The following is a 24,845-nucleotide window of genomic DNA, read 5'->3' on the forward strand; positions in this document are numbered from 1 at the left end:
TTATGTACGATCAGGCACCTTCTTCGGGGAGTGTCGCGACTTTGGCGCCGGCTCTGCCCGTCAGCCTGGATGCCGGATACAATTTTCGAATCGGCATGACGACGAGGGCAGTGACAAACGCTTTCAGTGTGTCGCCAATCAAGTAGGGATACATGCCGAGTACCAGGGCCTTTTGGAGTGGCACGTGCAGTACATGCATGAGCCAAGGTACACCTCCAACGTAACACAAGAAGGTGCTAAAGAGTTCAATGCTGATGAAAATTTTCGCAAAAGCAATGGGGCCATTGCCTTTGATGCGCGATACGACCAGACCAGTCACAAGTGCGCAAATCGGCCAAGCCATCACATAGCCGCCGGACGCGCTGGCGAACACCCCAATTCCGCCTGAACCGTCCAGCAATGGCAAGCCGATGAGTGTCAACACCACGAGCAGCAGGATGCTGAAGAACCCGTAACCGCCGCCGAGGATGGCGCCAGCCAGCATAATGCCCATGTTTCCGAGTGTGATGGGTACCGGTGTGAAACCTAAGTTGACCTGCAGGAAATCGAGTACAACGGTGAGTGCGGCAAATAATGCGCTAAAAACGATGCCTTGAACAGTGATCCGTGACATAGGTACACGCCTCCTCTTTTGTTAACTTTACAATAATACATAGTTAACATATGGGGGGCGTGGACGCAACCATCTTCACACTGAACAAAAAAATCGGCCCGCACGGGGCCGATTTCGTCCGGAATGGCGCATCCGTTTGATCGCGGCGTCAAGGTGAGCCTGTCGGCTCCCGGTTACCAGCGATTCATTCCACCCGGGCGTCCCCAGGTATTGTGCCAACCATGGCCGGCCGCCTGGGTCCAGCCATATCCGGCTGGTCCAGCGCCTTGTTCTGCATATCCTGGCCCGGTCGATCCCGGTGCACCAAAGCTCCCTCGACCGCCCGGGATGGTTTCCCCGCGAGGTGTTCGTCCTGCGCTCGCACCTGCAGAGGATGTCGCAAGGGTCACCGTGGAGAAAGAAGCGCCGTCCGCACCGACCGCGGAGGGGGCGATTTCCACGTTCCCATTGGCATCGACAAGCACCACCGGCTGTACCTCATTCCCGGATGCGTTCAGCGGCGCACCATTCACAAGGGCGTCTTGATAGCTGACCGTGCCCATATTCGCGAGCGGGTACAACTGGTTGTCCGGACCGGACGGGTCCTCGCTGATCCACTCGGCAGAGCTCTCAATGCCCTGGGCATACGCGGAACTCAAGGAGACTGGAATGGTTTTACGCTGGGTCTGCCCGCCGGGCGTCTTCACCGTGATATTGAGATCCCACGTCGAGCCGGAAGATTTCGTGATGCTCGCTTGCACGGTGGAACCGAGCGGAACGGTCATCAGATTGGTCGCGGTGGCGGGAAGTTTCTCCCAAAACACTTCGGCGACGGGCTTGCCGTTCTCATTTTGTTCAACCGTACCGATTTGCAGCAAGTCCTGCGTACTCACGCCGCCCAGTCCAATCCACTGTGCGGCCATGCCTTGCGAGTTCGCGGCGATGTTCGGCACGGTCCAACTTCCGGAGATGCTGGTGTATCCCTTTCCGCCGGAAACCGGTGTATCGATATAACCCGCCCAGTTTAACGAGCCTTCGGCGTTGGACGGAATCTGAACCGATGACGGGCTGGTTGCGCCCGAAGATGACGGGCTCGCTGCGCTTGAAGTTGAGCCGGATGTTGTGTTGGCTGTTGTGCTGTTCAAAGAAGACACATCGGATAGCAGCGAACGGCGCGAGTAGCTGTCTGACGCTCGCCGCGCGGCAACTGCCGGAGGTGTTTCGGGGGCAAGGTTTGAAAGTTTTGCTGTGGATGAGGGGGCGATTGTGCTGACCGCTGCCCCAGACCCGCCAGACGTTCCGTGTGCGAATGCATATACCCCAACCCCAGTCAACAGGGACAACGTGACAATCCGCATCGGAGAAGGTCTCATGTGCATCACCTCGTCGAATCAGTAGATTTGACTGAGCAGCAGATTTGACCGAGCAGCGATTCAAGCTATGCCGCTGCGCAGGCAACGTTCTCAAGCAAGTTTTCTAGGAATCAGCATAGAGGGATTCCCTTGAAGCAACCTTGAATTTTTCCGCTTGAACCAGCTTGGCACCCATTGTAACAGAACTGGCATGGGGTTGATAAACACGAATGTGGAAGAGTAGAATACGGGCAACGACAAAAGAATGTACAGGGCAAACTAGTGGAAACGCTAGGACGCAAAGCCACGGGTCTAAAGGTGTAAGCCGTACGGGCGTGAGCCAATGATCGCCGAGCTGCCATTCCATCGACGCACAGGGGATTGTCCTGTGGACCTTTGGCAGCTCAGGGTACTGGGGTGCCATTTTGATGTTGGTGGAATGGGACTCATGTCTTGACGGATGGCGCTGCGCCGCATGCCCTGGGGGTAGGGGGAGTCTGCAGGGAAGGGAAGACAAACGATGAAGCGAACCATTTTGTTTGGACCGAGCAACGATGCGGTGAACGACGGCAATGGTTATTACCCAGCAGATATTGCTAGATTGTATCAAATCCCCACGGACCTCGATGGCGAAGGTCAGACAATTGGCATCCTGGAATTTTCAAACGGCTACAGCTTGCAAGACGCGTACCAGTTTTGGTCGCTGCACAACATCCCCACGCCCGCGGTTCACTTTCGGTCGGTGGACGGTACTCGGAATGATGGCGGTACCAGTCCGGATGACGAGGAAGCCTCGTTGGATTTGCAATGGGCCGGCGCCCTCGCCCCCAAAGCCACACTGGTGGTATACGAAGCGAACGGTGGGAGCACGTTCGCGGAGTTTGCGCAAGCGTTGGTTCGCAGCCTGGAATTTGTGCTGAAGGACACCGCATTTCAGCCCTCCGTGCTGTCCATTTCCTATGGCGATGCAGAATCGAATTTAGGTGAATCCGCGATGCAGCAGATTGACGCGCTGATCCAGAAGCTGAACGCAAAGGGTGTCACGGTGTGCATCGCCTCAGGCGACCAAGGGGCCTATGGCATGCATGACCTCTCGGGGCCGAAAGTCGCGCACGCCGACGGCCCGGCGACTTCCCCGTCTGCTGTCGCAGTTGGGGGAACCTCTCTCCAGCCAGATGGCACGGAGACCGCCTGGACCTACAACGGGCCAGACAACGGTGGCGCCACTGGCGGTGGGTTCAGCACGATTTTTCCGAAACCGGACTATCAATCCAACATCGCAGGCTCCGGACGAGGCATTCCGGATGTCGCCCTGAATGCTGACCCGGCAACCGGCTACCAGATTGTGTTTCAAGGTCGTCCTGCCATCGTCGGTGGCACTTCAGTCGCTTGCCCTGTTTTCGCGGCGATGGTCGCACTGGCCAATCAACGCCGCGCGCAGGCCGGACTGCCAGCGTTGAGCGACCTGCCGGGGCGCCTTTACAGCACCGGGTTGCAGTCCGCGTTTCGCGACATCACGTCTGGTAACAACACCTTCAATGGCGTGACCGGGTACACAGCCGTGAAGGGATGGGATGCTTGCACCGGATGGGGGGCACCGATTGCGGGTTCGTTGATCGAGGCGCTGGCATCGAACGCGGCTGCCAGTGCGTCATCGGATTCGTAAGAACGGCACAGCGGTGAGAACGGCGCAGCGGCGTGCGGGAACGCATGCAGGGTCAACCGTCCCCCTGTCAGCGGGACGGTTGACCCTTTCTCCATGTCACCTGTCATCAATCGCTTTGTACGTCAGTGTATGGTGTGAACAGCCATTGGGTCGGGTGGGTGACTGAAATTGTTAGGGGCTAGAACCGTTAGAAACGCAGCGGAGCAAAGGACGCTTGCCAGGATGGCCAGGGACATTTTCATGTGCTCACCCCCTTTCACGTCAGATGCCGCGGAGGTCTTGCCATGAACGATGAGGAACGAGGTCTTGTCGCACTGGTGATTGGTTATCAGCTTCGTCGGGCCCGTCGTCAGCGCAACCTGTCGCAAGCGGATTTGGCAAAGGGTATTGGAAGCCAGTCGATGATGAGTTTGCTGGAGAGCGGCCGGCAGCTTCCGCCGTCCGACGTCTTGGAGCTCCTCGCACAGCGGTTGGATGACGGGACGCTCAGGTCCTACGCGCACATGATTGCGCACGGAAACTTCTCGTTTGCCGAATTTTCGTCGACCAACCGGGATGTGCTTCTGCAAGCCCTTCGCACGCATCGAGGGCGCTGGCACGACATTCACATCAAATTATCGTTAGAGCTTTGTGAATACTTCTACAAAAATAAGTTATTCCATGCCGTAGATGAAATATGCCACCTCGTGCTGCAACATTCAGACGACGAGGTTGCTCACGTCCAAGCCTGGTTTTATCTGGGCAGCAGTCTCTTGTTTCTGGGGGATTATGAACAAGCGTTGGTATGGTTAAATCAAGCCGGGAGCAAGTACACGCTGCTCGATGATACCCTGCGCGGGCGCTTGTTCTACAATCTAGGGTACGCGCATGCAGAACTGGACGTATGCGGTGTGGCCATCTGGTATGCCAAGCTGGCGACGGACGTGTTCCTGCAGTCCGCTGATTATGTACGTTACGCAAGAGCATTGGGCCTCCTCGGCACCATTCAAAGCCATCTTGGACGGGCTGAGGAGGCCCGGACGACGTTGGAGCGTGCGTATGAAATCATGGACAAGTGGGAGATGGACGCCAGCGACCGCGCGCGGGTCGCCACCAGTATCGCGGATGTGTGTGAGGGCGTCGGCGATGTGGCGTCGGCAGAACAATGGTGTCTGCGCGCCATTGACACAGGTACGAAAGCTTCTGACCTCATCTCCCTCTCCATGGCCTATCAAATCCTGAGCCTCGTCTACAAAACTCGGGATGAACGCGCACGCGCCGCCGAAGCTGCAAAGATGGCCATTCATCATGCGGAGAACTTGTTGGACAAACGAATTCTGTGCCGAGCGTATTTGGTCGCCGTGAGTGTCCTGAATGACATGGCTGAGCGCATTCAACTGGCGGAGAAGGCCTTTCGCACGGCGAGCGAATCTCATCATGCGATTGAACAAGCCGTCGCAGCCGAATGGCTGGCGAACGTGCCAGACGCGGCGGGCGACAGCCAAACCGGAGAGTACCGCAGTGCCGCGTTCCAGGCCTACCGCCAACACTGTCTGGAGAGCTCGACGTACTCCTATTTCTTTCAACGTCTGTCGTTGGGAGAACTCATGAATCATAACCCGCCGGCAGGGTGAACTTGCAGGTCGAACGACAGGTTTTTCTTGTCGAATCGCCCATCGGCAGGGCCGCCGGCGGGCCTTTATTCATCATATTCGGCGCGCAAGGGAACGGCTGATGGAGGGCGAACTCTTGTAGATACAGAGTCTCATTCCCGTCGATTTGCCGGCGGGTTTTGACACTCTGGATGAAGGCTTCAGTGGGATCCCGGGCACGAGCCAAAGCAGCTGGCTACGTTTGGAGCGCGACCGAACGTAACGGGTCACAACTCAAAACAAGGAGGCGCAGCAGATGAAACACCGGAAACATAGGTGCGTATCGCTCGCAGCGACGGTTGTGAGCCTGATGGTCACCTTGCCCCCGTCATTTGTCGCCACCGATGCGTTGAAAGTTGTGTTAACGGTCCGTATGGGAACCGAATCGACAGGGAGCCGCATTGGGGCGGGACAAACCGCCTCCACCGCGACAAAGGATGTCTCTCCAGTCCTCGTGCTCACAGTTGGGCGTGACAGCGCTTCGTCAGCGTCGCGACCGTGATTGGAGCCAAGCAGCGTTTGCGGGGCCGGTGCACCGGCCCTGTTTCTTACCGACAGAATTTTCTGTTCGATGCCGCATTCCTATCGTATCTCCATGTGCTCGAGGGGGTTGACCAATGAAGGAGGGATTTCATGAAACACCGCATGCTTGCAGCCATGGCTGCGTGCGCGCTGGCGACTGCAGGGTCGCTGAGCGCAGCGCCGCTTGCGGGGGCAGCGTCGGTTGGGACAGGTTCATCCTGGTATCCTACGGCCACCCGCGCACTGTCACTGACGGACGCCCAGGACCTTAGGGCCGTGCCCGCAGCAACGCTGCTGCACATCACGGTCGTATTGCCGCTGCGAGACGAGTCCGGGTTGAACCAGTACATTGCCGCGACATCGACGCCGGGCAGCGCGTTGTACGGCCAGCGGCTCACGCCCGCACAGTTTACGGCGACCTATGGACCGACGGACGCAGAGGTCCAGGCGGTCACGCAGTACTTAAGCAGTCAGGGCTTTGCGCACGTCACGGTGTCCGCCAACCGGCTGTTGATCTCCGCGAGCGGCACGGCGGCGCAGGTGCAGCAAGCATTCCACACCGCGCTGGAGCAGTTTGTGCAAAACGGCAAGACGGTGTACGCGAATACGGCAGCTGCACAAGTGCCGGGTGCCCTGGCCGGGGACGTCGCGGCCGTACTCGGGTTGAACAACGTGATCGCGATGCAGGCGCCGGTTGCACACCCGTCGAAACCGGCGTCGGCCACCAGCTTGCCGAATTACCCGGCCAGCTACAATCCACAAGGGCTGCAGCAGGCGTATGATGTTGGGTCAACGGCCTCCGGAGCAGACACGAGCATCGCGATTTTTGCGGAAGGGGATTTGACGCAGGTGGAGCAGGACCTGCGCACCGAAGAGGCAGCCAACAACCTGCCACAGGTGCCCGTCACAGTGGTTCAGACGGGGGGTTCCAGCACCGACACGTCCGGCGTGGATGAATGGGACATGGATACGCAGTACTCGACGGGCATGGCGGAGACGGTGCAGCAGCTGTACTTGTATGACGCGCCGTCCTTGTCGGATTCCGATTTGACGACCGAATTCAATCAATTTGTCACGGATGACTTGGCTGCGGCCGGAAGCGCATCATTCGGAGAGTGCGAGGCGTTCGCCGAGCTGGACGGATCGATGGCCGCAGACGATGAGATTTTTGCCGAGGCCGCGGCGCAAGGGCAAACGGTCTTTGCGTCGGCCGGCGACACAGGCGGCTTTTGCCCGGTGGGTACGGCAGTCAACGGGGTGCCTGCGGGGGCGCCGGATGTCAACTACCCAGCGTCATCGCCGGATGTGGTGGCCGTCGGCGGAACGACACTCCTCACCAACAGCGACGGCAGTTATCAAAGCGAATTGGCCTGGGTGGCCGGCGGCGGCGGGCCGAGTGCGTTCGAAGCGGCGCCCGCCTGGCAAAGCGGCGTGGTGCCCGCGAATGTCCTCGGCACCAAAGGCGTTCCGGATATCGCGATGGACGCTGACCCCAACAGCGGCGCGAATGTCTGGATTGACGGGACGCCCACGGTGGTCGGCGGCACGAGTCTGGCCTCGCCCCTGGCGCTCGGCGTCTGGGCGCGCCTGGAATCCAGCCACAGCAACGCGCTCGGCTTTGCCGCCCCCTTGTTGTACGCTCAAAGCGGGGGCGCAGTTTTCCACGATGTGGTGCTGGGCGACAACGGCCCTTACCCCGCGACGCCCGGCTGGGACTACGCGACCGGGTTGGGATCGATTGATGTGAGCAACATGGATGCCGCCATCGGTCAGCCGTGAGGTGAGTCCGTAAATCAGCCGCCTGGCCGAGGGTACCGCCAGGGCGGCTGATTTGCGCGCCGTGTCAGGCCTTTTTGAACCGTGCGTGGATGTTGCCGTGCTTGTAGGTGGGCCGCGGAAATTCGTACAGTTCCATCGACAGCGCGAGGTAGCGCCGGGACATCAAATCTGCGAAGTGTGCCTTCATCACCTCGAACAGTTCATCGCCTACTTGCTGCTTGTCTGCTTCCGAACGCCCTGCGCCAATCTTCAAGGTCGCGTGAACAAAGGCGTCGTCCGCCTGTCCGTCCGCGATGCGGTAGTCGTGCAATTCAATGGCACGCGCGCGGATCCCGCCAATCGGAAACATATCCCCGTGCGCGATGAGCACCTCGGTGACTTTCTTCAGCAGGCTTGGAATGTCTGCATCCGCCTTGATGTTGTCCGTGTATTCCAGGATGAAATGCGGCATCTCAATCCCCCACAATCGTGTTTACCAACCGGCCGACGCGCTCGATTTCGGTCACCACCTCGTCGCCTGGGCGGACATCCACCGCCCCCTTCGGCGTGCCGGTCAAAAGGATGTCTCCCTCGCTGAGCGTCATGAAGCTGCTTAGGTAGGCAATCAGCCAAGGGATGCTGAACACCATGTCGCTCGTAGTGCCCTCCTGTGTCAACGTGCCGTTCACGTAGGTGCGAAGCGTGAGGTTCATCGGGTCGGGCACGTCTTTGGCATCCACAAGCCACGGGCCGATGGGCGTACAATGGTCTCGGTTCTTCACCCGCAAATTCGGACGATAGTAGTTTTCTAAGTAGTCTCGGATGGCGTAGTCATTGGCAACCGTGTAGCCCGCTACATAGGCATACGCGTCCGCTTCCTTGACATTGCGTGCCGTCCGGCCGATCACGACGGTCAACTCACACTCGTAATGCATGAAGGCGGCGTCTGCGGGACGGTACGTTTGCCCGCGGTGGCCGACGAAGGTATTGGGTCCCTTCAAGAACACCAGCGGCTCCGACGGCGGCGTGAACGCGAGTTCTGCGGCGTGATCGGCATAATTCAGTCCCAGCGCAAATGCGGTGCGCGGCTGGACCGGCGGCAGCCAGACCACGTCCTGCTCGCGCACCCGGCGACCGTCCGCGAGCTGGAGCATGCCCTCGGCTTCGACCGCGTGATGGATGGCGCCCTGGTAGGCGATTCGCGCCCGTTTCATGCCCTCACCCCCATTGCCTGCGCCTGCTCCGGGACAATCGCATTCTGGAGGGCGCCAATGTGGTCGATCTCGATGCGCACCGTGTCGCCGACGGCTGCCAGCGGGGCACCTTCCGGTACGCCGACGAGCAGCACATCGCCCGCGGAGAGCGTCATAAATTCTGTCACATCCGCAATCAGCTGCGGGACCGCGCGAATCAGGTTGCGGGTGGTGTTCTCCTGACGCAGCTCGCGATTCACATAGACGCGGATGCCTACGTCGTCGGGGTTGGGAACGGCTTCGCGATGAACGACCCAGGGGCCAATCGGACAGAACCCATCACGCGCCTTTTCCCGGATGGCGGGTCGGTAGTAGCTGGCGTGCGGAATGCTGACATCGTTGACGATGGTGTAGCCGTGGACGTATGACAGCGCTTCACTGGGCGGCACGCGCGTCGCAGGCCGGCCCATCACGATGCCGAGCGCAGCGCCCATTTCCAAGGCGTCCACGCCGTGCGGACAAGGAATCGGCATGCCGCAGGCAATGTGCGTGTTTGCCGGTTTGATATACAGAATCGGCGCTTTGGGCGGCTCCTGGTACGGCGGCTCGTGAACCGCGCCGCCGAGGGCCGCCAGCGCCCCCTGGTAGTTGAGCAAGGTCCCGTAAACGGTGCCCGACACGGGTACGTCCAGGGAGAGCTGCGACACTGGCACCCATGCGCCGTTCCACTCGACCGCCCGTCTCGCCGTGTCGACCGCGGCGGCGTGCCGCTGCGCTGCTCCCCGAAGCTTCAGCGTTGCGCGCTCCATGTTCGTCTCTCCTTTTCTGACATAGATTCATTATACTCGCAATTGTTTGTGCTAGGACGAGTGCCCGGGGGGATACCCGAGTTTGCTGGAGATGCTGGCAGCCGCCGCTTTGACTAGCGCTTTGGCTCGCTGAAGGTCGGCGCCGGCGAGATGAACGGACGGTCCGTCGATCCCGGCCGCCGCGACAAACGCGCCATCAGCCCGAAACACAGGAGCCGCGATGCCGGTGACGCCGAGAATCGCCTCGTCGGTTTCCGCGAACACGCCCTCCGCGCGGATGCGCGCGAGCCGTTCCCGCACCACCGCTGCATCGGTCACGGTGTGCGGCGTGAATTGCGGGATGGGCTCTGCAAGCAGGCGGTTCACTTCGGCGTCGTCGAGGTGCGCCAGGGTGACGGCCCCGAAGGCGCCGAATACAAGCGGCCGGGTGAGTCCTTCCAGCGACGCCACTTTTAGGCCTTCCGGATTTTCCTTCCGAAAGATGTACACGAGCGTGTCCTGTTGGCGAACCGCGAGCCGGACGTTCTGCCGGATTTGCTCATGCAGGGTCAGTAAGGGACCGACCGCCTCCCGCCGCAGGTCGATGGTCGAGGCGACGAGACTGCCGTACGCCATCAGTTGAAAGCCGAGGCGGTAGGTGAGGGCTTGCTCGTCAAACTGAATCAGGCCCCGGCGCTCCAAGGTGTAGAGAATGCGGTACACCGTTGCCCGGGGAATGCGGGTCGCGGCCGCGATTTGGTCGATGGAAAGCTCCGGGGTTTGCTGAGAAAAGGCGTTTAGCACGTCAATGGCGCGATCGATGGCCCGGATGGATTCCATTTGGATGTTTCGCACGACAATTCTCCCTTTTTGCAAAAAGTGTATCACAAAATGAGTCAAGGAGTTCATCTGATGAGACAAACGCCGAGAAAGCATCGAACGGTCAAAGGGTTGGCATAGATTTGACTTTTTCGATGGTTCTATTGACACTGTTCCGCCGGGAAGACTACAATTTGCACATAAAATGAATTGACTAACTCATAGAATGAGTTAGTCGGCGGCGCGTTGGTACGCATGGAACCGCGCATCGCACCAGGGCTGTACCAACATCGGTCCTGCGTCAGGCGCGATGCCCTTGCGAAAGGAGGAGAACCGACGATGGCAGAGGTGCTTGACGGGAACACGTTCCGGCGCGCGATGGGTTTATTCGCAACCGGCGTGACTGTGATTACAACGGAAGTAAATCATGAAATCCACGCTATGACTGCAAACGCTTTCTCTTCTGTCTCTTTACATCCGCCATTGATTCTTGTGTGTCTGAACCGGGGGACAAAGATGGAGCGTCATCTGCAACACAGCGCTCGGTTTGCGGTGAACTTCCTGGCCGATGACCAGGAACGTCTGTCGCGGCACTTTGCGGGCGGTCAGGGCAACGACCGGGCGCCGGATTTTTCGTTTTCCACGTTCGCGGGGACGCCGCGGCTGGACGGCACTTTGGCGACGGTGGCGTGTGCAGTGCACCGTGTGCTGGACGGCGGCGACCACGTCATTGTGCTCGGTCAGGTGCAAGACATCGTGATCGACGAATCTGAACCGGGCCCTTTGTTGTTCTGGAAGGGCAAGTATCACAACCTCGACAAGCCAGTGGCGCACATGTAACGAACCGAACAGGGGAGGTATGCAAGGTGAGTGGACCGTACCAGTACGACATTCAGCCGGCCAAGCACTTCATCAACGGGGAGTTTGTCGACGGATTGGCAGGCCGGACGTTTGAAACGATCAATCCGACGACCAATCAAGTCATCACCACGGTGGCGGAAGGTTTCGCTGAAGACATCGACCGGGCTGTCGAAGCGGCGTACCGCGCGTTCCACGAAGGTCCGTGGCATGACATGAAGACCAAAGACCGTGCCGAGCTGATGATTGCCATCGCGGAAGGACTCGAAAAGAACGGCGAGGAACTGGCGTACATCGAGACACTCGACACGGGCCTGCCGATTTCCCAGGCGCGCGGTCAGGCAGCGCGGGCGGCCGCGAACTTCCGCTTCTTCGCAGAAATGGCGACGCGCATGACAGGCGAGACCTACCCGGTTGACAACCACTTCCTCAACTACACCACGCGCAAACCCGTCGGTGTCGCAGGATTAATCACCCCGTGGAACACGCCGCTGATGCTCGCCACGTGGAAAATCGCGCCTTGTCTCGCCACGGGGAACACCGCCGTTCTGAAGCCGGCGGAGTGGTCTCCGTTGACCGCCACCAAGCTGGCCGCCATCATCCGCGACGCGGGTGTGCCAAACGGCGTCTTCAACATTGTGCACGGATTCGGCGAAACCGCAGGGGCGTCGCTGGTTGCCCATCCGAAGGTATCCCTCATTTCGTTCACCGGTGAGACCACCACCGGGCAGGAAATCATGCGCAACGGCGCATCGACCCTCAAACGCTTCTCCATGGAGCTCGGCGGAAAGTCGCCGGTGATTGTGTTCGCAGATGCCGATCTCGACCGTGCCCTCGACGCGGTGGTGTTCGGGATTTTTTCGCTGAACGGTGAGCGCTGCACGGCCGGATCGCGCCTGTTCATCGAGCGCTCCATCAAAGACGAATTCGAGGCCCGGCTGAAGGAGCGCGTGGCGAAGATTCGCGTCGGCGACCCGTTTGACCCAGCGACGGAAGTGGGCTCATTGATTCACAAGGAGCACTGCAGCCGCGTCAAGGAATACATCCGCATCGGGCAGGAGGAAGGCGCCGTTATCGCGGCGAGCGGGGACGTCCCGGCACAATTCGCCAACGGCAACTTCGTGGCGCCGACCTTGTTTGTGAATGTGACCAACGACATGCGCATTGCGCAGGAAGAAATCTTTGGACCAGTCCTCGTCAGTATTCCGTTCGACACCGAAGCAGAGGCGGTCCAGCTGGCGAACGATGTGAAGTACGGGCTGGCGTCTTATGTGTGGACGAACGACCTGACGCGTGCGCACCGCGTGGCGGACCAGATTGAGGCCGGCATGGTGTGGGTGAACTCGCAGAATGTCCGCGACCTGCGGACCCCGTTCGGCGGTTCTAAATACAGCGGCATCGGGCGCGAAGGCGGCCACTACAGCTTTGAGTTCTACACCGAACTGAAGACCGTGCACGTGGCGATGGGATCGCATGCCATTCCGAAGTTCGGCGCGGGGAAGTGACGAGGCGCGATCGCGGTCGGCGAGGGCTGGCGAGGGCTGGCGAGGGCTGGCGAGGGCTGGCGAGGGCTGGCAGCTGCGACCGGGCAGCCGATAAGGCAGGAAAGGCGCCTTGTGCGCCGAGATCTCGGGCCGTTTGGGGCGGCTTAGGGCAGGAAAGGCGCCTTGTGGAGCGGGGCCCGCACCGCCATGCAGCCACCTAGGGAAGGAAAGGCACCTTAAGTCGGCCGGTTCGGCCGGGGCGGACCACCGATAAGGTAGGAAAGGCGCCTTGTGCGCCGGGATCTCGGGCTGTCTGAGGCGGCTTAAGGCAGGAAAGGTGCCTTGTGGAGCAGGGGCCCGCACCGCCATGCAGCCAACTAGGGAAGGAAAGGCGCCTTAAGTCGGCCGGTCCGGCCGGGCCGGACCACCGATAAGGCAGGAAAGGCGCCTTGTGCGTAACCATCCGTACGACTGGGAGATGAAAACCATGGGAGCTAGAACCGGCAAAGACTACATCGAACGACTCGACAGCCAGCCGCATGACATCTGGATCGGCGGCAAGAAGGTCGAGGGCAAACTCTCTGAGCATCCGGCGTTCAAAAACGTGATTCGCAGCATGGCGCAGCTGTACGACATGCAGCACGACCCGCAGCTGCAAGACGAGATGACGTATGAGGAAAACGGGGTTCGCTATGGCACGACCTTCTTGGTGCCGCGGACGAAAGAAGACCTCGTCAAGCGCCGCAAAGCGATGAAGCGCTGGGCAGACTGGACGGGGGGCATGATGGGCCGTTCGCCGGATTACCTGAACAGCGCCCTGATGGCCATGAGCCAGGCGCCCGCATACTTTGCGCAAAACAATCCGGCGTTCGGCAGCAACATCCAGGCGTACTACGAGTACGTCCGGGAGAATGACCTGAGCCTGACGCACACCTTGATTAACCCGCAGGTCAACCGCAGCCGGGCGGCGAGCCAGGCGGAGAACCAAAATGTGGCGGCGCACGTCGTCGACAAGAACAGCCAGGGCGTGGTCATCCGCGGAGCGCGGCTGCTGGCGACGCAGGGACCCATCACGGACGAAATCATGGTCTTCCCCTCCACCCTGCTGAAAGGTACGGAGGAGGACAACCCGTACTCGTTTGCGTTTGCGATCCCCAATTCAACCCCGGGACTCCGCTACATTTGCCGTGAGACCTTCGACTATGGGAAGTCGCACTACGACCATCCACTCGGATCACGATTTGAAGAAATGGACGCCGTCGTGGTGTTCGACGATGTGCTGGTGCCTTGGGATCGTGTGTTTCTGCTGGAGGATGCGAAACTGTGCAATGAGCTGCACATGAAAACCCACGCGACCATTCACATGACCTACCAGGTGCTGCAGAAGAACATCGCCAAGGCGGAGTTTATCCTCGGCATCGCGGAGAGCATTGTCGATGCGATTGGCATTGGGCAGTTCCAGCATGTGCAGGAAAAGGTAGCGGAAATCGCCTTGGCCGTGGAGACGATGAAAGCGTTTGTGCGGGCGTCGGAGGCGGATGCGGCGGTCGACGAATGGGGCGTCATGACACCGGCTTGGGCACCGCTGAACGCCGCCCGGCACATCTTCCCGAAGACGTACCCGCGCCTGGTCGAAATCATTCAGCTGCTCGGCGCAAGCGGTTTGATGGCGATTCCCGAAGAGGCCGACTTGCACAGCGACATCCGGCCCGATATCGACAAGTACCTAGTCGCGCGCAACCTTGAGGCAGAGGAGCGCCTGCGCCTCTTCCGGCTGGCCTGGGACGCATCGCTCAGCGCGTTCGGATCACGGCAGGTCCTCTACGAACGCTACTTCTTCGGCGACCCGGTGCGCATGGCGAGTGTGTACTACAGCACGTATGACAAGTCGCCCATGGTGGAGCGCGTCAAAGCGCTGCTGCATCGAGACGACCCGTACGACTGTTGAGGATACCGCCGTTGAAAAGTTGAGAAGGGAGGAAACAGGCATGGCGTACGATCCATTTCACATTCTCCGCTGTGCGCACGCGGAGCTGCATGTGACCAATCTGGAAAGGTCCCGCGCGTTTTACGACATGCTGGGGTTTGTGGTGACCGAGGAGACGCCGAACCAACTCTTTCTGCGCGGTGTGGAGGAACGGGTGCACCACAGCCTGGTGTTGACCCAGGCGGATGTGCCAACCGTGGCCCATCTCAGCTTCCGCGTGGAAAGCGACGACGACCTGGAGAACCTCTATGAATTTTATGTGAAACGAGGCTGCCGGCCGCGCTGGCGCGAGGCGGGCGAAGAGCGCGGGCAGGGGCGGGCGCTGCTCGTGCAGGACCCGTTCGGGTTCCCCGTCGAGTATTTTGCGCAGATGGAGCAGGTTCAGTCCTACCATCAACTCTATCACTTGCACCGCGGCGGGGCCGTGCGCCGAATCGATCATTTCAACTGCTTCATGCCCGACTTCGACAACGCATTTACGTTTTGGACGAAGGAGATGGGCTTCGTTCTGACCGAGTACGTCGAGTCCGACGATGAGCCGCGCGAAATGTCAGCCGCTTGGCTGCACAAAAAGCCGAGCGTTCACGACCTGGCGATGATGAAGGGCGACGGTCCGCGGGTGCACCACGTGGGGTTCTGGATGGAGGACATGACCAGCATCATCCGCGTCTGTGACATTCTAGGCGGCGCTGCGCTGCACGAACACATCGAGCGGGGACCCGGGCGCCATGGCATCTCCAACGCCTTCTTTCTGTACCTCCGTGACCCAGACGGGCACCGCATCGAACTGTACACGAGCGATTACTTGACCATCGATCCCGATATGGAACCGATTCGCTGGAGCAGCACCGACCCACGGCGGCAAACGCTGTGGGGACACAAAACGCCAGACAGCTGGTGGCAGGAAGCGTCGGCGGTGTTGGACCTGGAGACGGGCCGCCCGTTCGACCAGCAGGCGGCCGGCGGCGTGGAACGGCTGAAGGATTTCATAAAATGAGTGGGAGGGAACAAGGCATGACGGAGAAGTTTCGTGGTTCAATTGTCCCGTTGGTGACCCCGTTTCTGGAGAATGGGGAAATTGATGAAAAGACGTTCCGGGACCTCATTGAGTGGCAGATTGACAGCGGAAGCCACGGCATCTCCTGCGCCGGAACGACTGGGGAGCCCAGTTCACTCACTCTGGAAGAGCGCGAATACTTGATGGAAGTGGCGGTCGACCAGGTCAAGGGCCGCGTCCCTACCGTGCTGGGCACCGGATCGACGAACCACGCGGAAACCTTGCGCTTGACCAAGCACGCGGAGAAAATCGGGGTCGACGCGGCACTGGTGATTGTGCCTTACTACAACAAGCCCTCCCAGGAAGGTCTGTACCGCCACTTCCGGGAGGTGGCGGACTCCGTCGACATCCCGATTATCATTTACAACATCCCCGGCCGCACCGGGGTCAACATGGAGCCGTCCACGATGGCGCGTCTTCGCCGGGATTGTAAGAACATCATCGGCGTCAAAGAGTCCAATAAGAACTTCGAGCAGGTCAGCCACGTCCTGCATCAAGTGGGCAGGGATTTTCTGGTGTATTCCGGCATCGAGCTCTTGTGCTACCCGATGCTGGCGCTCGGAGGCGCGGGGCATGTCAGCGCGACCGCGAACCTGATGCCCCGTGAGGTCGCTGATTTGTATAACTTCGTCGCACAGGGCAAGTGGAAGGAAGCGATGGACCTCCATTACTACCTGCTGGAGTTAAACGAAGCCTTGTTCTGGGAGACAAACCCAGGTCCGCTCAAGGCCTGTATGGGGATGACCGGACAGATTCGGCCGGTGGTCCGCAGTCCGCTTGCGTTGCCGTCCGACGAGATGCAGACGAAGCTGCGCGGTGTCCTGGAGAAGTACGGTTTGTTGAAGTAAACCTCTTGTGCAGAGGGGGCGGTCGCCGGTGTGCGACCGCCGTCTCTTAGTACGCCCGGCATGGGCGGTCTCTCTAGGGTGCAAGTCCCGAACGGGGGTTGGCGACATACCTACCGTTAGCCAAGAGCAAGGGTGTCCACCGCGAGGTGGAATCTGAAGGATGGTATTAAGTCAATAGCATGGACACCCCAAAACAGAGAATATGTAAGTTTTAATATTCCGACATAAGGCCTCTCGTTCATCTAGCTCACTTGTTCTCTCAGCGCCTGGAAATATCTTCTTTCATATTCAACCGGCGACATGTAAGCCGTCGATGAGTGAATGCGCTCCCGGTTGTACCACACTTCGATGTACTCGAAAATCCGCTTCTTTGCTTGCTCTCGAGTCTCAAACTTTTCCAGATATACAAGCTCACGCTTGAGTACGCTGTGAAACGACTCGATACACGCGTTGTCAAAACAATTTCCCTTGCGACTCATGCTTCCAGACATCTCGTACTCTCGCAGCTTGTCCTGGTAGTCGTGAGAGGCATACTGGCTTCCACGGTCCGAATGATGTAACACGGGCTCTGTCGGCCTCTGACGCTCATACGCCTGCTCCAGCGCTGCGATGCACAGCTCCCTTGGTCATCCGCGAATCTGCACGCCAGCCAACGATTTTACGGCTGTACAAGTCCATCAGGCTCGCCACGTAGAGCCATCCCTCAGCCGTCGGCACGTAGGTAATGTCTGCCATGTACACCTGGTTGGGGCGCTCCGCCACGAATTCCTGATTGAGCACGTTCTCCTGAACAGGATAATCGTGGTTCGAGTACGTGGTCGCTTTGTATGTGCGCACGGTACGGCTCCTGAGTTCATTCTCCCGCATAATCTTGGCAACGGTCTTCTGACTAATGCGTTCGCCCTCTTGGCGTAAGACCTGCGTAATTTTCGGGCTGCCATACAGCCGGCGGGATTTCACGAACACTTGATAGATCCGCTTGGTGATTCGTTTGCGACGCTTTGTCCGTTCACTCTCTGGACGCCCGCGCCACGCGTAGTAACCGCTCCGAGATACTCCCAACACTTTGCACATCTTCTCAACCGGAAACTTGGAGCGGTATCTGTGGATGAATTGGTACCTTACTTCCGGTCGTTCGTGAAGATGCGCACTGCTTTTTTACGAAAATGAGTCCGCGAATGCGAAAACCTCCAGTCAAGAAATGGGCATACGGGAATAGAGGCTGGGTTATGCAGTCTCTTGGCAAGTGGTGGGTGACGACTTGGGAAATCACAGTTTGGAGATCACGAACCCTTTCTCCTCTAGCTTACGAATCATGTCCGCTTCACGACGTTCTTCACTGCGCTGTCTGTAACCGTCTAGATAATCTGGGCCAAGTTCCGTATATGGTTGTTTACGATGCAAGATGTGGTACACAATTCGAAGCAGTGTGTGAGCAAGAGCTACAAGTGCCTTCTTGACGCCCATCTTACGAACCCATAACCAGTAACGGGCGGATAAGCGAGTGTTCCTCGTTCGCGCTGCTGCCCAGGCACATTCGCACAGCACTGCTTTTAGAGCGCTGTTTCCGCTCCGTGACCTGACCCGTTTTTTTTACCCGCACTCTCATGATTTCCTGGACTGAGGCCTGCCCAAGCTGCCAATTGTTTGTCACCACCGAACTGGTCCATGTCAGTGCCAATCTCAGCTAGAATGATGGCAGCCGCATTCTCGTTAATCCCGGGTATGGTCGTGATGAGGTCAAAAGCCTCCTGCTTGTCCGTTATATGAGCACGGATCTCTAGCTCGACTTCGAGAATAGCTCTTTCAATGAACTGGAGATGCTCATAAGAAAATCGCAGCATGTCCCGGTGGTGTCGGCGAAAACGTCCGTTGAGTGATTGCAGTAATTTGGCAGATTTGCTCCGTAGAGCGCCTTTCATCTCCGAGTCCAGGAACTCCAGTGTAATGACTTCACCATCGATGAGCTTCTGGAGTAGGATTCGTCCGGACACTCCGAAGATGTCTGACATGTGCGTGGTTAACTTAATGTTGGCATCCTGTAGGAGTCTGTGAATGCGGTTTTTCTCCGAGGTCGCATCCTGGACGAGCTTCTTTCGATACCGAGTGAGGTCTCGTAAGTCGCGCGTTTCTTGGGAGGGGACAAAGCTACCTTCAATGAGACCAGACCGAAGAAGTTTGGCAATCCACTCTGCGTCTTTCATGTCTGTCTTGCGACCAGGGAGATTCTTGATGTGGTGCGCGTTTGCGAGGAGTAACTCAAAGTCGAAGGCCTCGAGCACATTCCATACGGGTTTCCAATAGACCCCCGTGCTCTCCATGGTGACATGCGTACAGCCGCTTTCGTTCAGCCAATCTGCCAGCGCCAGTAGGTCCTCCACCATCGTGCCAAACGTTCGGGTCTCAGACTTAGGGGAACGGTCCAACGGACCCGTAAGTACACATGCAACTACGGATTCCTGGTGGACGTCTAGCCCGGCGCATCGTTCGAGGATCGCTTCCATCATTGCGTGACACCTCCGCGTCACAAAGTGATGAATCCGAAGACAACCCGACGTATGAAGATTTTTTACCCGGACTCTCGGTCCAATATCCTGTGCTTCGAGGGTTGTCCATTCAGTTTTTTTATCGGGGTCAGACCACCACAAAGCAGAACCGAACTGGTCGGATTCAATCCTATTATGCGAGATTCTTCGCAAACAAAAAAGCCATGACCATTTTCATCATAGCCTGCGTCCCAAAGGGTCATGAGCGTTTTTTTAAGATTGCATTCTCCTCTCTCAAATCCCGATTCTCTCGCTCCAGATCACGCAGCGCCTTTGCTTCTGGCCTCAGATTTCCGCTCCCTACAAACGGGGCTGATGAATCCTCTCGATACTTGGAAATCCAGCCATACAGCGTCTTTTGTGATACCCCCAACTCTCGGGCCACCTGGGTCGCTGTCTTCCCGTTCTCCATCGGCAACTGTAACGCGTGGAGCTTGAACTCCCGATCATATTTCCTCGTCACGTGGCTCACCTCGAATCACCTTATTCTTACATCCTCGATTCGCTGTGTCCACCCTTATAGCCTAACAGCAAGGAGGCGTAAAAGAAGAAGAGACCTGCAAGGTTTGGCGCCTCGGCCTCTTCTTCTGCGAGGTCACGGTTTTCCCGTGCCCGTATTTGAACTATGTCCCAATTTTATACCATTCCCTTTCCTAACGTCGAGTCCTATTTGCGATTTTGTGAGGATCCCGCCCTGGATCGGGTGCGTCCCCCGTCCTGTGATCGTTGCGGGCATATCGTCCTGCATGGTCATGGCAGCTATGTCCGGAGTGTGTGGGCAGAGGAGAAGTCTTGGCGTATTCAGGTGTTTCGGTTCCGATGCGCAAATCCGGATTGCCGTCGAACATGCAGTGTATTGCCGAGCTTCGTCGGTCGTTATGAGCGATTTGTCTGGGATGTTCAAGAACTCGTCTGTACCATGCGGATGATGAGCAATCCCTGGAGGAAGCAGCGAAGGTCCTTCCTATACTGGCCCCAGAGTCAACCCAGACAGAAGGGATGGGTTAAGATGAAGTAGAGGTGTTTATGATGCCGGGACGTAAGTGGACAGTGGACGAGAAGATGAACATCGTGCTCGAGGGCATGATGCCCGGTGCGAATATCAGCGAGGTATGTCGGCGGCATGGCGTGGCCCAGAGTCTGTATTACAGGTGGCGTGAAGCGTTCCTGACTGGTGGACGGGCTGGGCTTCAGTCCGGACCCTCTACGAGGGAGCAGGAGCTGGAGAAAGAGTTGCAGGAGGCTCGGGCTAAGATCGGTGAACTCACGATGCAGGTGGATGTGTTGCGAAAAAAATCGAATTGGGGCCGGAAGTAAATAGCCGTTCTTTGGTCTGTCAGCTCGCCAAAGAAGGCTTTCCGGTCCCAGTGATTGCAAGAGCATTCGGGCTGAACCGGACGTACTGTTACAGTTTGCTGAAGCCGCCTGTGCCAAAACCGAAGCGGCCTTCTGTGGACAAGGACGCTCTGGTCAAACAGTGGATTCGGAAACTGTGCGAAGAATTCCCCACGTACGGATACCGGCGAATCCAAGTCATGCTGCGTCGCCGATACAACCTGCGGGTGAACCATAAGCGGGTGTACCGGTTGATGAAGGAAATGGGGCTGCTGGTGAAAACTCCGAGGCGGGGCGCTTCACGAGCGAAACGGCGAGGGAAGATACCGGTCACCAGGTCCAACGAGCATTTCCAGTGCGACATGACGAAGGTGTGGTGTGGGAAAGACGGCTGGGGATATCTGTTTGCCGTGATTGATGCTTATGACCGGGAGATTGTGGGGTACTCGTTTTCCCGGTTCTGCCGTACAGAGGACCTGCTGAAGGCTGTGGATATGGCACTGAACTATCGCTTCCCGAACGGCGTTCAAGGTGCCGGTTTGACATTGCGAACCGACAATGGCTGCCAGATGACGAGTCGACGGTTCATTCAAGCGATGAAGGCCTGCCAAATCAACCACGAGCGGACGGGTTACAACAACCCCGATGCTGACGGATACATCGAGCGATTCTTCCGGTCGCTGAAGGAGGAGGAGGTCTGGCTGCAAGAATACAGCAGCTTTACCGAGGCGAAAGCGGCGATCGAGTCATACATTCACTTTTACAACACGGACCGACCTCATTCCGCACTAGGTTATCGGTCACCGTCGGAATTCAGAAACTGGAAAATGCAACAGAACGCAGCGTGAGACGGTTTTTATCTGAATTGTAAATCTATCATCTCTTTCTTAAAAGCCATCCCATCTGTCTTGACAATGTGGGGTTCAATACGCTTCCTGCCCCGGTTGGTCCGCTGTGCGGTCGCACGGTGTGGCGGTGGATGAAGCGCTGGCAGGGGTATATGGACGAGCTTGACAGCCAGTTCTGGGAGCATGTGATCTCACTTCATCCCTCCATCCGTATGCCACGGGGACGGGACAGGCCAATCCACCGCCTGAGATACTGGCGACAGATCTGGATGGAGCTTTCGCCAAGCAAAGTGAACATTGGTCTCTTTCACGGCCTGTACCGGCTCCGCCAGTCACAGTCGTCCAGCATGGCATAGCCAAGCCCACAATTTATGTCTATGGAGCAATCAGCCACTCCTGTCCGAGAATAGGATTGTACCGATTCTGGAGAGAGGAGATGGCGTAATGGACCGAAGGAAGTTGGCTAAGGAGATTGCGGCGTTTCGATACGGGACGATTGCGCCCATTGTGAGCCGACAAACGCCGCTGTCTCCAGGGGAATTGCGTGCCTATTTCGAGCGGATGGTGCAACAATCGTACGTGATCCCTGGTACGACCAGAACGACGCTCAGCGTGCGAACTTTGGAACGATGGCTGGAGGCCTACCGGAAGGGCGGATATGATGCGCTGATGCCGAAGACCCGCAGTGATAAGGGAAGTCACCGGTTACCAGACGAGGTGGTTCAAACGGCGGTGGCCTTGCGGAAGGAGCGGCCCGAGCGCAGTGTGGAACAGATCATTCTCTTGCTCGAGGAGAGCGGTATGGTAGAGCCGGACACGGTTGCGCAAAGCACTCTGGCTCGCCATTTACGACGTTTGGGAGCAAGCCGCAAGGAACTGCTGCGCTCCGATGACCGGGGTTACCGGCGCTTTGAGGCGGAAGACGTGCATGTATTATGGCAGGCGGATTTTAAGCATGCGCTGTACTTGCCCGACCCAAGTAACCCGGAGCGTAAGAAAAAGACGATTCTGTTTGCCATCCTCGATGATTATTCAAGGCTCATTGTCCATGGGCAATTCTATTGGGATGAGCAGTTACCACGCCTGGAGGACAGCCTAAAGAAGGCGATTTTGCGCTACGGTATCCCCGAACAACTGTATGTGGACAACGGTGCAGTCTTTTCGTCCCAGCATTTGCAACGTATCTGCGGGAGACTTGGGATTCACCTTTCCCACAGTAAAGCCTACCGCCCTGCGGGTCGTGGGAAAATTGAACGGATATTCCGTTTTCTCGACACCAGCTTCATTCCAGAGGCCTATGAGCAAGTGGAAGCTGGACATATCCGGACCCTCGACCAGCTCAATGAGGCGTTCTGGGCCTGGGTGGATGGGTATTACCACCTGCGCAAGCATGGCAGCACAGGAATACCACCAAAGGAAAGGGCCGCCAGTAGCAACCGGGTCCCTAAGCGGGTTTCAGAAGTGGAACTGACGGATATATTTCTCTGGGAGGAGGAGCGCACAGCAGATAAGGCCGCATGTGTCTCCCTGATGGGCAACACCTACGAGGTGGACGCTGACCTGGCCAGACAGAAAGTGACGCTGCGTTACGACCCGTTTGATCTTTCGGTCATCCAAGTCTGGTTCGATGACAAACGATGGTCCGACGCAAGGCCGGTAGACATGACTCGCCGCTATGACCGCAGGGTTGCTTCGACAGTGAAGAACGACAAACAAGCGTCGGAGCACGTCTCCTTTTTCCAGGCAGTAGATAACCGGCGCAAGCAGGCTGCGGTGGAAGAATCCCCGTTGCGATTCTCAGACACAAAGCGTGGTGAACAAAGATGACCCCGCAGGAGAAATGGGGATTCGAAAAGCTGCCGTTCCGGCGGGACGTGGAAGGACATGAGCTCTACGAGACAGCCGCACACCGAGAGGCTCTGGCCCGGATGGAATGGGTACTGGAGCAAAATGCACTGGGGCTGCTGGCCGGCGAGGTGGGCAGCGGAAAGTCCACGCTCATGCGCCGACTCATGGACGGACTGGACGAAATGAAATGGCTCCCCGTCTACATTTGTGTACCAGGCCTGCGCCCCAGGGAGTTCTACGGGGAGCTTCTCTCGCATCTGGGAGAGGCGAATCCCTTCTCCGTGAGCCGTGCGAGGAAGCTTTGGAACGAACGGGTTCAGGCTGGGGGGCTTGCCGGCGAAAGGCGGTGGGCTGTGGTAATTGATGAGGCGCAGGACATCTCTGAAGAAATGCTGCAGGAGCTCAGGTTCGTCCGTAACCAGAGGCTGGATGCCATGTCTGTGTTCCCATTGATTTTGATTGGCCAGCCGGAGCTACGGCGGAAACTGCGGTTGAAGAAGTATGAGGCGATTTCACAGCGGATTGAAATGGTCTACCACTTGACTGGGATGACCAGAGAGGAGACGACTGAATACGTCCGCCACCAGATTCGTTTGACCGGAAGGCAGGCGCCGCTGTTTACAGACAGTGCTTTGCACTTGATTTATGGGGCAAGCCGGGGGATTCCACGGGTAGTGAACCAAATCTGCCTACAGGCCTTGTACGATGCAGCGGCCAAAGGCAGCGACGTCGTGGAAGATGCCCACATCCAGCGAGTACTGGCGGACCAAGAGTGGCAACGAGGGGCGGCCGGCTGATCGGCTGCTCCGCCATGCCTAAAATGATTGACGGCACAACGGCCACCACGATGACGGATTGACGCTACAACCCGCACGCCAATGGCGGCGAGAAATTCACCGCCAAACAGCGTGAGCGGCTACAAAATGCAGAAACGCCCTCTGTGCCCAGTAGGCCCAGGTGGCGTTCCCATCTGCGCAGGGTAACGTAAGTGTACTCGGTTGGTGGCCAGTTACTTTCGTTCCCTAATTCGAGGCCGAATGGCTCTCGCTGTATGCCTAGCGTATCCATAGAATGCAAATCTGTCAATCCGGTAAGCCCGGAAGAATACGCCCTCGCTGTACAGAAGCTGCTACCGCGCGACGTGCCTTGTATTTACTGTTCACATTCGTATACGTACGTCCACGGATACTACCGTCGTCGTCCATTCGATTTAGGCGAGATGCGCCATGATTTCCTACAACAACGGCGGCAGTGCCCAAGTTGCAAACGGACATTTGCAATCCTGCCATCCTTTGTCGCACCTTTCCAGCGGTATACAATCATGGTCCAGGATCTTCTTGTGAGCCTTTTGGCAGGTACACTGACGGTAGACGCTGCCCTAGCCAAATTGGCCGAATGCGGCGTCTGCTTATCCGAGTCATGTGCCCGCAACTGGTTTACTCGGATTCAGGGGCAGGTGACCAAAGTCATCGCCTTGGTCTCCCGGATTGTCCAGTTTCATCGGCCAGATGTACCACTGCCTCCATTACGCCACAACGTCAGAGACTCGGTATTGTGCACCTATTATGACCGGCTTGTGCTGCTTGACGTGGCTGGCGGCAGTGACTTCTGGAATCTCAGGCGTGAAGTCGTCTGCCTGTTTGCCCCATCGTTGTCGGTGAAGCGGGTGTCGTATGGCCTCTCCCCAGCCCTTCCACCGTAACAACGCTGCTT

The 24,845-nt window shown here is 58.0% G+C and carries 24 protein-coding genes, 2 pseudogenes and 1 riboswitch; of the genes and pseudogenes, 15 read left to right on the forward strand and 11 right to left on the reverse strand.

The genetic code is table 11. The features are described 5' to 3' along the window. Positions 1–10 precede the first annotated feature (10 nt). Together JI721_RS10915 and JI721_RS10920 are read right to left on the reverse strand one after the other, a co-directional pair. Positions 11–613 (reverse strand): biotin transporter BioY, encoded by a 603-nt coding sequence (locus JI721_RS10915; protein ID WP_274454917.1) that lies wholly within the window; start codon positions 611–613, stop codon positions 11–13. A 173-nt stretch (positions 614–786) separates the two neighbouring features. Next, positions 787–1,737: a G1 family glutamic endopeptidase gene (locus JI721_RS10920; RefSeq protein WP_274454918.1), complete on the reverse strand. Its 951-nt coding sequence runs from the start codon at positions 1,735–1,737 to the stop codon at positions 787–789. A 470-nt stretch (positions 1,738–2,207) separates the two neighbouring features. Then, a riboswitch (cyclic di-GMP riboswitch) is annotated at positions 2,208–2,307 on the forward strand. Between the two features lie 157 nt (positions 2,308–2,464). Here JI721_RS10920 and JI721_RS10925 point away from each other — a divergent pair. The 3 genes from JI721_RS10925 to JI721_RS10935 all read left to right on the forward strand — a co-directional run bounded on the left by JI721_RS10925 (position 2,465) and on the right by JI721_RS10935 (position 7,542). Further along, the gene (locus tag JI721_RS10925) at positions 2,465–3,610 is read left to right on the forward strand and encodes a S53 family peptidase (protein WP_274454919.1); all 1,146 of its coding nucleotides are present in this window, start codon (positions 2,465–2,467) and stop codon (positions 3,608–3,610) included. 284 nt (positions 3,611–3,894) lie between these two features. After that, positions 3,895–5,223, forward strand: a complete 1,329-nt coding sequence (locus tag JI721_RS10930; protein ID WP_274454920.1) for a helix-turn-helix transcriptional regulator — start codon at positions 3,895–3,897, stop codon at positions 5,221–5,223. Positions 5,224–5,874: 651 nt separating this feature from the next. Continuing rightward, positions 5,875–7,542 carry a S53 family peptidase gene (locus JI721_RS10935; protein WP_274454921.1) on the forward strand — a complete coding sequence of 556 codons (1,668 nt, stop codon included), beginning with the start codon at positions 5,875–5,877 and terminating at the stop codon, positions 7,540–7,542. Between the two features lie 64 nt (positions 7,543–7,606). On the opposite strand, the gene JI721_RS10940 is transcribed toward JI721_RS10935, so the two are convergent. From JI721_RS10940 to JI721_RS10955, 4 genes are read right to left on the reverse strand one after another with little or no spacing between them, the layout of a single operon-like run. Further along, positions 7,607–7,993 carry a 5-carboxymethyl-2-hydroxymuconate Delta-isomerase gene (locus JI721_RS10940; RefSeq protein WP_274454922.1) on the reverse strand — a complete coding sequence of 129 codons (387 nt, stop codon included), beginning with the start codon at positions 7,991–7,993 and terminating at the stop codon, positions 7,607–7,609. A gap of 1 nt (position 7,994) precedes the next feature. Further along, on the reverse strand, positions 7,995–8,735 hold the full coding sequence (locus JI721_RS10945; RefSeq protein WP_274454923.1) for a fumarylacetoacetate hydrolase family protein: 741 nt from the start codon (positions 8,733–8,735) through the stop codon (positions 7,995–7,997). Continuing rightward, positions 8,732–9,523 (reverse strand): fumarylacetoacetate hydrolase family protein, encoded by a 792-nt coding sequence (locus JI721_RS10950; protein WP_274454924.1) that lies wholly within the window; start codon positions 9,521–9,523, stop codon positions 8,732–8,734. The genes JI721_RS10945 and JI721_RS10950 overlap by 4 nt, the downstream gene beginning before the upstream one ends. 51 nt (positions 9,524–9,574) lie before the next feature. Continuing rightward, the gene (locus JI721_RS10955) at positions 9,575–10,357 is read right to left on the reverse strand and encodes an IclR family transcriptional regulator (protein ID WP_274454925.1); all 783 of its coding nucleotides are present in this window, start codon (positions 10,355–10,357) and stop codon (positions 9,575–9,577) included. A gap of 303 nt (positions 10,358–10,660) precedes the next feature. Here JI721_RS10955 and JI721_RS10960 point away from each other — a divergent pair, with 303 nt between their 5' ends. The 5 genes from JI721_RS10960 (at position 10,661) to hpaI (ending at position 16,555) form a co-directional block, all read left to right on the forward strand. After that, positions 10,661–11,161, forward strand: a complete 501-nt coding sequence (locus tag JI721_RS10960) for a flavin reductase family protein (RefSeq protein WP_274454926.1) — start codon at positions 10,661–10,663, stop codon at positions 11,159–11,161. Positions 11,162–11,187: 26 nt separating this feature from the next. Further along, positions 11,188–12,684, forward strand: coding sequence for a 5-carboxymethyl-2-hydroxymuconate semialdehyde dehydrogenase (hpaE, locus tag JI721_RS10965; RefSeq protein WP_274454927.1), 1,497 nt, complete (start codon positions 11,188–11,190; stop codon positions 12,682–12,684). 466 nt (positions 12,685–13,150) lie between these two features. Continuing rightward, positions 13,151–14,611, forward strand: coding sequence for a 4-hydroxyphenylacetate 3-monooxygenase, oxygenase component (gene hpaB / locus JI721_RS10970; protein WP_274454928.1), 1,461 nt, complete (start codon positions 13,151–13,153; stop codon positions 14,609–14,611). A gap of 40 nt (positions 14,612–14,651) precedes the next feature. Next, positions 14,652–15,647: a 3,4-dihydroxyphenylacetate 2,3-dioxygenase gene (gene hpaD, locus JI721_RS10975; RefSeq protein ID WP_274454929.1), complete on the forward strand. Its 996-nt coding sequence runs from the start codon at positions 14,652–14,654 to the stop codon at positions 15,645–15,647. A gap of 17 nt (positions 15,648–15,664) precedes the next feature. Then, positions 15,665–16,555, forward strand: coding sequence for a 2,4-dihydroxyhept-2-ene-1,7-dioic acid aldolase (gene hpaI, locus JI721_RS10980; protein ID WP_274454930.1), 891 nt, complete (start codon positions 15,665–15,667; stop codon positions 16,553–16,555). Positions 16,556–16,797: 242 nt separating this feature from the next. Here hpaI and JI721_RS10985 read toward each other — a convergent pair whose 3' ends face one another. From JI721_RS10985 to JI721_RS17285, 5 genes and pseudogenes are all read right to left on the reverse strand, one after another. After that, a complete protein-coding gene (locus tag JI721_RS10985) occupies positions 16,798–17,046 on the reverse strand; it encodes an IS3 family transposase (RefSeq protein WP_274454931.1) in 249 nt (82 codons plus the stop codon). A gap of 27 nt (positions 17,047–17,073) precedes the next feature. Continuing rightward, positions 17,074–17,118: pseudogene (locus JI721_RS17280) on the reverse strand (hypothetical protein); the annotation flags it as partial. A 22-nt stretch (positions 17,119–17,140) separates the two neighbouring features. Next, positions 17,141–17,665, reverse strand: a complete 525-nt coding sequence (locus tag JI721_RS10990) for an IS3 family transposase (RefSeq protein ID WP_274457813.1) — start codon at positions 17,663–17,665, stop codon at positions 17,141–17,143. Between the two features lie 443 nt (positions 17,666–18,108). Then, the gene (locus tag JI721_RS10995) at positions 18,109–19,062 is read right to left on the reverse strand and encodes an IS110 family RNA-guided transposase (RefSeq protein WP_274454932.1); all 954 of its coding nucleotides are present in this window, start codon (positions 19,060–19,062) and stop codon (positions 18,109–18,111) included. Positions 19,063–19,300: 238 nt separating this feature from the next. Further along, positions 19,301–19,513 carry a transposase gene (locus JI721_RS17285; protein ID WP_407654110.1) on the reverse strand — a complete coding sequence of 71 codons (213 nt, stop codon included), beginning with the start codon at positions 19,511–19,513 and terminating at the stop codon, positions 19,301–19,303. 213 nt (positions 19,514–19,726) lie between these two features. On the opposite strand from JI721_RS17285, the gene JI721_RS17290 reads away from it, so the two are divergent. The 7 genes and pseudogenes from JI721_RS17290 (at position 19,727) to JI721_RS11020 (ending at position 24,834) form a co-directional block, all read left to right on the forward strand. Further along, a complete protein-coding gene (locus tag JI721_RS17290; protein ID WP_407654021.1) occupies positions 19,727–20,119 on the forward strand; it encodes a DUF6431 domain-containing protein in 393 nt (130 codons plus the stop codon). Between the two features lie 11 nt (positions 20,120–20,130). Beyond that, positions 20,131–20,418, forward strand: coding sequence for a transposase (locus JI721_RS11000; RefSeq protein WP_026975887.1), 288 nt, complete (start codon positions 20,131–20,133; stop codon positions 20,416–20,418). 50 nt (positions 20,419–20,468) lie between these two features. Further along, positions 20,469–21,284 (forward strand): IS3 family transposase, encoded by an 816-nt coding sequence (locus JI721_RS11005; protein ID WP_274454933.1) that lies wholly within the window; start codon positions 20,469–20,471, stop codon positions 21,282–21,284. A 444-nt stretch (positions 21,285–21,728) separates the two neighbouring features. Beyond that, positions 21,729–23,111: a DDE-type integrase/transposase/recombinase gene (locus JI721_RS11010; RefSeq protein ID WP_274454934.1), complete on the forward strand. Its 1,383-nt coding sequence runs from the start codon at positions 21,729–21,731 to the stop codon at positions 23,109–23,111. Next, the gene (locus JI721_RS11015; protein WP_274454935.1) at positions 23,108–23,929 is read left to right on the forward strand and encodes an ExeA family protein; all 822 of its coding nucleotides are present in this window, start codon (positions 23,108–23,110) and stop codon (positions 23,927–23,929) included. The genes JI721_RS11010 and JI721_RS11015 overlap by 4 nt, the downstream gene beginning before the upstream one ends. A gap of 254 nt (positions 23,930–24,183) precedes the next feature. Then, positions 24,184–24,402 (forward strand): annotated as a pseudogene (locus JI721_RS17295) (hypothetical protein); the annotation flags it as partial. Between the two features lie 51 nt (positions 24,403–24,453). Beyond that, positions 24,454–24,834: a hypothetical protein gene (locus JI721_RS11020; RefSeq protein ID WP_274454936.1), complete on the forward strand. Its 381-nt coding sequence runs from the start codon at positions 24,454–24,456 to the stop codon at positions 24,832–24,834. The last annotated feature ends 11 nt before the right edge of the window (positions 24,835–24,845 follow it).

The organism is Alicyclobacillus cycloheptanicus (genome assembly GCF_028751525.1).
GTDB classification, from domain to species: domain Bacteria; phylum Bacillota; class Bacilli; order Alicyclobacillales; family Alicyclobacillaceae; genus Alicyclobacillus_L; species Alicyclobacillus_L cycloheptanicus.

Excerpts from the sequence above, each read along its gene's own strand:
- hpaB (WP_274454928.1), top strand. The coding sequence starts at position 13,151 with ATGGGAGCTAGAACCGGCAAAGACTACATCGAACGACTCGACAGCCAG.
- JI721_RS10985 (WP_274454931.1), bottom strand. The coding sequence starts at position 17,046 with ATGTCTGGAAGCATGAGTCGCAAGGGAAATTGTTTTGACAACGCGTGT.
- hpaD (WP_274454929.1), top strand. The coding sequence starts at position 14,652 with ATGGCGTACGATCCATTTCACATTCTCCGCTGTGCGCACGCGGAGCTG.
- JI721_RS10950 (WP_274454924.1), bottom strand. The coding sequence starts at position 9,523 with ATGGAGCGCGCAACGCTGAAGCTTCGGGGAGCAGCGCAGCGGCACGCC.
- JI721_RS10925 (WP_274454919.1), top strand. The coding sequence starts at position 2,465 with ATGAAGCGAACCATTTTGTTTGGACCGAGCAACGATGCGGTGAACGAC.
- JI721_RS10945 (WP_274454923.1), bottom strand. The coding sequence starts at position 8,735 with ATGAAACGGGCGCGAATCGCCTACCAGGGCGCCATCCATCACGCGGTC.
- JI721_RS11010 (WP_274454934.1), top strand. The coding sequence starts at position 21,729 with ATGGACCGAAGGAAGTTGGCTAAGGAGATTGCGGCGTTTCGATACGGG.
- hpaI (WP_274454930.1), top strand. The coding sequence starts at position 15,665 with ATGACGGAGAAGTTTCGTGGTTCAATTGTCCCGTTGGTGACCCCGTTT.
- JI721_RS10960 (WP_274454926.1), top strand. The coding sequence starts at position 10,661 with ATGGCAGAGGTGCTTGACGGGAACACGTTCCGGCGCGCGATGGGTTTA.
- JI721_RS11000 (WP_026975887.1), top strand. The coding sequence starts at position 20,131 with ATGCCGGGACGTAAGTGGACAGTGGACGAGAAGATGAACATCGTGCTC.
- JI721_RS11015 (WP_274454935.1), top strand. The coding sequence starts at position 23,108 with ATGACCCCGCAGGAGAAATGGGGATTCGAAAAGCTGCCGTTCCGGCGG.
- JI721_RS10930 (WP_274454920.1), top strand. The coding sequence starts at position 3,895 with ATGAACGATGAGGAACGAGGTCTTGTCGCACTGGTGATTGGTTATCAG.
- JI721_RS10915 (WP_274454917.1), bottom strand. The coding sequence starts at position 613 with ATGTCACGGATCACTGTTCAAGGCATCGTTTTTAGCGCATTATTTGCC.
- JI721_RS10940 (WP_274454922.1), bottom strand. The coding sequence starts at position 7,993 with ATGCCGCATTTCATCCTGGAATACACGGACAACATCAAGGCGGATGCA.
- JI721_RS10995 (WP_274454932.1), bottom strand. The coding sequence starts at position 19,062 with ATGATGGAAGCGATCCTCGAACGATGCGCCGGGCTAGACGTCCACCAG.
- JI721_RS11020 (WP_274454936.1), top strand. The coding sequence starts at position 24,454 with ATGGTCCAGGATCTTCTTGTGAGCCTTTTGGCAGGTACACTGACGGTA.
- JI721_RS17285 (WP_407654110.1), bottom strand. The coding sequence starts at position 19,513 with ATGGAGAACGGGAAGACAGCGACCCAGGTGGCCCGAGAGTTGGGGGTA.
- JI721_RS10935 (WP_274454921.1), top strand. The coding sequence starts at position 5,875 with ATGAAACACCGCATGCTTGCAGCCATGGCTGCGTGCGCGCTGGCGACT.
- JI721_RS17290 (WP_407654021.1), top strand. The coding sequence starts at position 19,727 with ATGTCCCAATTTTATACCATTCCCTTTCCTAACGTCGAGTCCTATTTG.